Here is an 8,141-nt window from a genome sequence, read left to right as displayed (position 1 = left end):
GGAGGGTCAGGCGGAGGCGCTCCCGAGGTGGGCGGCGGCGATGACGCGGTCCAACTGGAAGTAGTGCACCGGGTCGTCGTAGTTCGTCCACGGGGCCGACACCTGCGGGCCGAGCGCCCGGAAGTGCCGCATCGCCTCGGCGCCGCGACCGGCCCGGGTGTGGAAGTAGGCGAGCCGGCCCCGCAGGCCCAGGATCCGGTAGGACATCGCCTCGGCGGTGGCCGGGTCCGCCTCGGCGGCGGCCAGGTCGGCCTCCGCCGCCTCGACCGAGGCCAGCACCTCGGGGGCGCCGTAGGCGGCCTGCCGGTCCTCCACGCCCCGGAACTGCTCCTGCCAGGCATCCAGCTTGACCACCGTCAGCAGCGAGCCGACCGGCGCGCCGGCCACCGCCGCGTCCGCGAAGGCGTGCATCAGCTCGTGGCTGCCGTGCCACTTCGCGCACCAGTACTGCAGGGCCCGCATGTGCCCGCCGAAGTGCAGCGGGTCGCGGGCGGTGAGCTCCGACCACAGGGCCGCGTAGCGGGAGTTCTCCCAGCCCAGGCCCATCGCGATCGGCTGCTGGACGTGGAACGGCAGCGGGTCGTCGTCCGCGGCCAGGCGCTCGGCCTCCTTCGCGGCCTCCTCGGCCTCGCCGAGGACCCGGTGGAACGCCTTGAACTGCTCCTGGCTGACCTCGCTGGCCCGCCGGGAGCTGCGGATGTTCCAGGCGACCTGGACCAGCGCCTCCACGGTGATCACCGCGGCGTCCGCGTCCTCGGGCCGCTCGGCGCGCCAGGCCCGCAGCCAGGCGTCGTCCTCGGCGGCGTTCTCGCTGAGCGGGCCGAGCAGGCGCGCCCGCAGGCCGTGGTCGCCGGCCGCGGCGGCCATCAGCTCGGCGGCCGGGTGCCAGTCGCCGGCGGTGGCGGCGGCCAGCGCGGCGTCCAGGCCCGGGATCCCGGGGGCCTCCGCGACGACCAGCTTCTCGCGCGGGGCCAGGCCGTGCTTGGTGGACAGCTCCCGTTCGATCTCGGCGCGCCGCTCCTTGACGCGGTCCTGCGACTCGCTCCGCAGCTTCTCCACGCGGGCGGTCCTGGTCTTCGCCCACCAGGTGAGCACCTTCCAGGCCAGCAGCAGGACGAGCGGGATGATGACGATCAGTCTGGCCATCGGGGGTGGTTCTCCAGGGGGGGGTGTGACGGGGGGTCAGGAAGCGGCGGGCACGGCGGCCGCGGTCTCGGCCATCAGCGCGCGCAGCGGGACGGTGTCGGGTGCGGCGGCCACCGCGGCGTCCAGGGCGGCGGGCAGCCGCTCCGCGGCGTCGCCGGGCAGCACCAGGGCGGCGGGACGGCTCCAGGACAGCTCCCAGCGGGCGCGCCGGTCGGAGGTCAGCGCCAGGACGGTCAGCGCGTGCAGGGCCTCGCGCAGCAGGCCGCGGTGGAACTCCCGGGCGGCCCGGCCGGTGGCCTTCGCCGACTCCTCGCTCTGCGGCAGCTTCGCGGCGATCTCCTCGCCGCGGCCCGCCTCCAGGGCGTCCAGCATGGCCTCGACGGTGCCGTGCAGGCCGATGCCGGTCAGCGCCCGCAGGACGGGCTGGGCCTGCTCGCGGGCGTGCGCCAGCAGGGTCTCGTGGACGAGGTCGGGCCACTCGACGCGGCGCTTGGTGGCGGCCTCGGGGACGAGTACGAGCGTCTCCAGTTCGGCGAGCAGGCGGTCGGCGTCGCGCAGCAGGCCCAGCGCGGGCAGCTCCGAGCCGAGGCCCGGCAGGCCCGGCGAGTCGGGCAGCGCCTCGACGGTGGCGACCCGCTGCCGGATCGGCGGGTGCGAGTCGTACGGGCCGGGCTCCTCCTCGGGCAGGTCCAGGCCCATCGCGTCGAGCTCCTCGCGGCGCTTCGGGTCGGCCAGCAGGTGCGCCAGGCCGCCGTAGAACTGGCCGGGGACCGGCAGCAGGCCGACCGACCAGCCCATGGTGGCGTAGCGGTCGAGGTAGAAGCCCTGGGCGGCGTCGAGGACCGGGATGCGGCGCAGCGCGGCGGCGGTGGCGTCCCGGCCGGCGATCTCGGCGGCGTGCCGGTCGGCGGCGAACTCCTGCTGGCGGCGCACCGATTCGGTGACCCGGAAGTACAGCTTGGCGTACTGGGTGAACAGCTTGGCCAGGACGCGTTCGACGCCCCCGTCGCCCGGGTCCTCGTCGCGGGCGCCGCGGCCCTTGGCGGCCCGGTAGGCGTTGTTCTCGGCGATTTCGGCGGCCTTCTGGGCCCGGTGCTGGTCGGCGCGGTGGTGCAGGGTGGTGATGGAGTGGACCAGGGCGCTGTGCCCGGCCACGGTGAGGGCGCCGAGGCGGACGTCGTTGTTGGCGTAGTGGCCGAACTCGTGGGCGAGCACCGAGTCCAGCTCGGCCTCGCTGAGGCCCATCAGCAGCGGGGCGCCGACCGCGAGGCGGCGCGGGCCGGGGACGAGGCCGAGCAGCCGGGTCTCCTCGGAGACGTAGGCGTTGACCTCCGGGACCAGGCGGATCTCGGCGGGGCCGCGGACGCCGGTGGCCTCGGCGATCCGGTCGACCCGGGCCCACAGTTCGGGCTGCTGCTCGCGGGTCAGTTCCAGCCCTTCCCGGTGGTCGGAGCGCGGACGGCGGGTCAGGAACACCACCCGCAGCACCGGGTAGGCGATGGCGGCGCTCAGCAGCCACAGCTTGACCATGCCGCCGTGCAGGCGGTCGGAGTCGACGACGAGTTCGACGTTCAGCCAGACCAGGCCGACCACGATGGCCGCGGCGAGCAGGTAGAACCCGGCCAGCAGGGCGACGGCGACCAGCGCCCGGGTGGATGTGCGCATGCCGGTGCGCTCCGTGGACATTCCGGGGACTCCAAGTATCGAGCATGTGTGCGGGCTGGCAGATCGTACTGGTGCGACCTGTCCCGCCGCGAGGTCTTTCGGGCGGCGGAAACACCGTCCCGCGCGCCCCGCGGACAACCCCCTTCCGCACTAGGCTCGCCGGCATGACCGAGCACCAGCTTTCCCACGGCTTCGAGACCCTCGCCATCCACGCGGGCCAGGAAGCGGACCCCCGGACCGGGGCAGTCGTGACGCCGATCTACCAGGTGTCCACCTACAAGCAGGACGGCGTCGGCGGACTGCGCGAGGGCTACGAGTACAGCCGCTCCGCGAACCCCACCCGCACCGCGCTGGAGGAGTGCCTGGCCGCGATCGAGGGCGGCGCGCGCGGCCTCGCCTTCGCCTCCGGGCTGGCCGCCGAGGACACCCTGCTGCGCACCCTGCTCAAGCCCGGCGACCACATCGTCATCCCGAACGACGCCTACGGCGGCACCTTCCGGCTGTTCGCCAAGGTGCTGACCCGCTGGGGCGTCGAGTTCTCCGTCGCCGACACCCACCACCCCGAGAAGGTGCGCGAGGCGATCCGCCCGACCACCCGCGCGGTGTGGGTGGAGACCCCGTCCAACCCGCTGCTCGGCATCACCGACCTGGCCGCCGTCGCCGAGATCGCGCACGCCGCCGGGGCGAAGCTGGTCGTCGACAACACCTTCGCCAGTCCCTACCTGCAGCAGCCGATCTCCTTCGGCGCCGACGTCGTGGTGCACTCCACCACCAAGTACATGGGCGGCCACTCCGACGTGGTCGGCGGCGCCCTGGTGGTGGCCGACCCCGGCCTGGCCGAGGAGGTCGCCTACCACCAGAACGCGATGGGCGCGGTGGCCGGGCCGTTCGACGCCTGGCTGGTGCTGCGCGGCATCAAGACGCTCGGCGTCCGGATGGACCGGCACTCGGAGAACGCCGCCAAGGTCGCCGAACTGCTGGAGAACCACCCGAAGGTGACGCGGGTGCTCTACCCCGGCCTGCCCACCCACCCCGGGCACGACGTCGCCGCCAAGCAGATGAAGGCGTTCGGCGGCATGGTGTCCTTCCGGGTCGCGGGCGGCGAGCAGGCCGCCGTCGAGGTCTGCAACCGGGCCGAACTGTTCACCCTGGGCGAGTCGCTGGGCGGCGTCGAGTCGCTGATCGAGCACCCCGGGCGGATGACCCACGCCTCCGCGGCCGGCTCCCCGCTGGAGGTGCCCGCCGACCTGGTGCGGATCTCGGTCGGCATCGAGTCCGCCGCCGACCTGCTCGCCGACCTGGAGCAGGCGCTCGGCTGACGGCCGCTCAGTGCGGGTGACGGTTCAACGGCGGTCCAGCAGACCGTCGTTGAACCGGGCCAGCAGCGCGCAGAACACCGCCCGCTCCCCGGCCGTCCACCCCGCGGTCAGCTCGGCGATCAACTCCCGCCGCCGCTCCCGCACCTCGGCCAGCCGCCCGGCCCCCAGCGGCGTCAGCGCCAGCCGCACCGCCCGCCGGTCCGCCGGGTAGGGCAGCCGCACCACCAGCCGCTCCCGCAGCAGCGGCGCGGCCTGCCTGGTCACCGTCGAGGAGTCCACCCCGAGCCCCGCCGCCAGCGTCTTCACGTTGGCCGGGCCGCTCGCGGCCAGTTGCTCCAGCAGCAGGAACGCGGCCCGGTCGAGTTCGCCCGCGACACTGACCCGCCGCGCGAACACCGCGACCTGGTAAGGGAGTTGAGTGTCCGGATCGGGGCCGTCGGGGTCGGGGGAGGGATCGGGCGCAGGCAGGCTCATCGCGGCTCACGGCTGGTGTGGGCGACTCGTGTCCAGCAGCGTACGCGCGCCGGGCGAACACCGGAACCACGCGGTCGGGCGCGCCTGAGGATTCCCGCCGGATCAGCGGGTGCGCCCTAGGCTTACCGCCATGCACAGTTGGCCGATCACGGTGGACGACGTCCGGGGCGCGCAGAAGATGCTGGCCGGGGTGGCCCGGGTCACCCCCATGCAGACCAGCCGCCACCTCTCCGGGGTGGCCGGCACCCCCGTCCACCTCAAGTGCGAGAACCTGCAGCGCACCGGCTCGTTCAAGCTGCGCGGCGCGTACGTGCGGATTGCCGGGCTGTCCCCGGTCGAGCGGGCCGCCGGGGTGGTCGCCGCCAGCGCCGGGAACCACGCGCAGGGCGTGGCGCTGGCCGCCGCGCTGCTGGGGGTGCGCTCCACGGTCTTCATGCCGCTCGCCGCGCCGCTGCCGAAGGTCGCCGCCACCCGCGAGTACGGGGCCGAGGTCCGGCTGCACGGTGCCAACGTCGACCAGGCGCTGCAGGCCGCCCGCGAGTACGCCGAGGCGACCGGCGCGGTGTTCATCCACCCCTTCGACCACTGGGACGTGATCACCGGCCAGGCCACCGTCGGCCTGGAGGTGCTGGAACAGTGCCCCGAGGTGCGCACCGTGCTGGTCGGCACCGGCGGCGGCGGGCTGCTGGCGGGCGTGGCGATCGCGGTCAAGGCGCTGCGCCCGGACGTCCGGGTGGTCGGCGTGCAGGCGGCCGCGGCCGCCGCGTACCCGCTGTCGCTGGCGGCGGGCCGCCCGGTCTCGCTGGAGCGGTACGCCACCATGGCGGACGGCATCATGGTCGGCCGCCCCGGCGACATCCCGTTCGAGGTGGTGAACTCCCTCGCGGACGGGGTGGTGACGGTCACCGAGGACGCGCTGTCCCGCTCGCTGCTGGTCGGCCTGGAGCGGCTGAAGCTGGTGGTCGAGCCCGCCGGGGCGGCGCCGATCGCCGCGCTGCTGTCGGAGCCGGGCCGGTTCGAGGGGCCGGTGGTGGCGGTGCTCTCCGGCGGCAACATCGACCCGCAGCTGATGCAGCGGGTGCTGCGGCACGGCCTGGCCGCGGCGGGCCGCTACCTGTCGCTGCGGGTGCGGCTGTTCGACCGGCCCGGCTCGCTGGGCGAACTGCTGGGCGTGCTGGGCCGGGTGGACGCCAACGTGCTGGACGTCGCGCACGTGCGGATCGACCCGCAGCTGGGCCTGACCGAGGTCGAGGTGGACCTGCACCTGGAGACCAAGGGGCCCGAGCACTGCTCGGCGGTGATCGGGGAGCTGCGCGAGGCCGGGTACGTGGTCAGCCGCTGAGACCGGGCGCCGGGGCCGGGCGCTGGGGTCGGGTGCGGGGTCGGGCCGGTTGTCAGTGGCGTCCGGCATGCTGTGACCCGCCTCACCTGCAGCGCTTGACGCGATATATCGCGAGTGACAGCATCTTGCGATGTATCGCGAGCTTCGCCGCAGGCGGGCTCGGGTAACAAATCGGATGATTCCCCCGCAAATCGACTCGCACCTTTCGCATCAGGAGATGAGGCAGGCCCATGGCGGCAGCCATCGAAGCCGAGAACCTGGTCAAGACCTTCGGTGACGTCCGCGCCCTGGACGGGGTGAGCCTGGACGTGCCCGAGGGCACCGTGCTCGGCCTGCTCGGCCCCAACGGCGCGGGCAAGACCACCACCGTCCGCGTCCTGACCACCCTGCTCCAACCGGACTCCGGCCGGGCCACCGTGGCCGGGGTCGACGTCCTCAAGCACCCCAACCAGGTGCGCAGCCTGATCGGCCTGTCCGGTCAGTACGCCGCCGTCGACGAGTACCTCACCGGCCGCGAGAACCTCCAGATGGTCGGCGAGCTCTACCAGATGAGCAGCCGGGACGCGAAGAAGCGGGCCCTGGAACTGCTGGAGTGGTTCAACCTCTCCGAGGCCGCCGACCGCACCGCCAAGACCTACTCCGGCGGCATGCGCCGCCGCCTCGACCTGGCCGCCGCCCTGGTCGTCCGGCCCCCGGTGATGTTCCTCGACGAACCCACCACCGGCCTCGACCCGCGCAACCGGCTCGCCCTGTGGGAGGTCATCGAGACCCTGGTCGAGCAGGGCACCACCCTGCTGCTCACCACCCAGTACCTGGAGGAGGCCGACCGCCTCGCCCACGACATCGCGGTGGTCGACCACGGCAAGGTGATCGCCCGCGGCACCGCCGACGAGCTCAAGCGCCAGATCGGCGGCGAGCGGATCGAGGTGGTCGTCCGCGCCGCCGACCTCGTCCCCGAGGCCGTCGCCGCGCTCACCCCGTACGCCAAGGGCGACCCGACAGTGGAGAAGAACACCCGCCGGATCACCGTCCCGGTCAGCGGCGGCGCCCGCGTCCTGGCCGACGCCATCCGCGAACTGGACGCCCGCTCCATCGAGATCGACGACATCGGCCTGCGCCGCCCGACCCTGGACGACGTCTTCCTCTCCCTCACCGGCCACGTCACCGAGGACGGGGCGGACGAGGACGAGGACGGCGGCGCACCGGCGAAGGCCGGCAAGGGCCGCCGCGGCCAGGGGAAGGACGCCTGAGATGACACTCTCCGACACCCGGGGCGCCATCGGCGGCGCCCCCGTCACCCCGCGGCGCGGCGTCGCCGCCACCGCCCACGACTCCTGGGTGGTCGCCAAGCGCAACCTGCGCCGGATGACCCGGATCCCCGAGATCGTCGTCTTCGGGCTCATGCAGCCGGTCATGTTCGTGCTGCTGTTCTCGTACGTCATGGGCGGCGCGATCGCGATCCCCGGCGCCCAGCCCAGCCACCAGACGTACATCGAGTACCTGATGGCTGGCATCTTCGCCCAGACCGTCACCTTCGCGGTGGCCGGCGCCTCGGCCGGCATCGCGGAGGACATGACCAAGGGCCTGGTCGACCGGTTCCGCTCGCTGCCGATGTCCCGGGCCGCCGTGCTCACCGGCCGCACCCTGGCCGACCTGGTGCAGACCGCGTTCATCCTGGTCGTGCTGGCGCTGGTCGCGCTGCTGGTCGGCTGGCGGATCCACAACGGCGTGCTCGACATGCTCGCCGCGTTCGGCCTGCTGCTGCTGCTCGGCTACGCCTTCTCCTGGATCGGCGCGCTGATCGGCCTGTCGGTGCGCAGCCCCGAGGCGGCCACCTCGGCCGGCCTGATCTGGCTGTTCCCGCTGACCTTCGTCTCCAACGCCTTCGTGCCGGTCAGCTCGATGCCCGACTGGCTGCAGCCGGTTGCCTACTGGAACCCGTTCTCCGCCACCGTGCAGGCGTGCCGCAGCCTGTTCGGCAACCAGCTCGGCCCGGTGCCGGACTCCTGGCCGATGCAGCACGCCGCGCTGGTCTCGGTGGCCTGGTCGCTCGTCATCATGGCGGTCTTCTCCTGGCTGGCGGTGCGCAAGTACCGCCGCGCGGCGGGCTGAGCGCCGCCGCGCCCGGGACCCCAGCGGGTGCGCCCCCCCGGCGCCGGGCGCGCCCCCCCCCCCGGGGGGCGGGCGGCGGCACC

The 8,141-nt window shown here is 73.9% G+C and carries 7 protein-coding genes; 4 read left to right on the top strand and 3 right to left on the bottom strand.

From position 1 onward, the window contains the following. Positions 1-6: 6 nt before the first annotated feature. Positions 7-1,146: a hypothetical protein gene (locus ACFUEL_RS30085; protein WP_380239936.1), complete on the bottom strand. Its 1,140-nt coding sequence runs from the start codon at positions 1,144-1,146 to the stop codon at positions 7-9. Between the two features lie 36 nt (positions 1,147-1,182). Further along, complete coding sequence (locus ACFUEL_RS30080; protein WP_380239935.1) at positions 1,183-2,811, bottom strand: M48 family metalloprotease; 1,629 nt, start codon at positions 2,809-2,811, stop codon at positions 1,183-1,185. Positions 2,812-2,975: 164 nt separating this feature from the next. Here ACFUEL_RS30080 and ACFUEL_RS30075 point away from each other — a divergent pair, with 164 nt between their 5' ends. Then, entirely contained in the window at positions 2,976-4,130 is a 1,155-nt protein-coding gene (locus ACFUEL_RS30075; protein ID WP_380239934.1) for a cystathionine gamma-synthase, read from the top strand. A 24-nt stretch (positions 4,131-4,154) separates the two neighbouring features. Here the strand turns inward: ACFUEL_RS30075 and ACFUEL_RS30070 are convergent, their stop codons facing one another. Next, the gene (locus tag ACFUEL_RS30070; RefSeq protein ID WP_380239933.1) at positions 4,155-4,604 is read right to left on the bottom strand and encodes a MarR family winged helix-turn-helix transcriptional regulator; all 450 of its coding nucleotides are present in this window, start codon (positions 4,602-4,604) and stop codon (positions 4,155-4,157) included. A 130-nt stretch (positions 4,605-4,734) separates the two neighbouring features. On the opposite strand from ACFUEL_RS30070, the gene ilvA reads away from it, so the two are divergent. From ilvA to ACFUEL_RS30055, 3 genes are all read left to right on the top strand, one after another. Next, positions 4,735-5,946 carry a threonine ammonia-lyase gene (ilvA, locus tag ACFUEL_RS30065; protein ID WP_380239932.1) on the top strand — a complete coding sequence of 404 codons (1,212 nt, stop codon included), beginning with the start codon at positions 4,735-4,737 and terminating at the stop codon, positions 5,944-5,946. Positions 5,947-6,176: 230 nt separating this feature from the next. Then, on the top strand, positions 6,177-7,196 hold the full coding sequence (locus ACFUEL_RS30060; protein ID WP_380239931.1) for an ATP-binding cassette domain-containing protein: 1,020 nt from the start codon (positions 6,177-6,179) through the stop codon (positions 7,194-7,196). Position 7,197: 1 nt separating this feature from the next. Beyond that, positions 7,198-8,058 carry an ABC transporter permease gene (locus tag ACFUEL_RS30055; protein WP_380239930.1) on the top strand — a complete coding sequence of 287 codons (861 nt, stop codon included), beginning with the start codon at positions 7,198-7,200 and terminating at the stop codon, positions 8,056-8,058. Positions 8,059-8,141 lie beyond the last annotated feature (83 nt).

This window comes from Kitasatospora sp. NPDC057198, from assembly GCF_042670125.1.
Lineage (GTDB): Bacteria > Actinomycetota > Actinomycetes > Streptomycetales > Streptomycetaceae > Kitasatospora.
The sequence above is the reverse complement of the archived record's forward strand: the minus strand, read 5'-3'. Positions and strand labels throughout refer to the sequence as shown.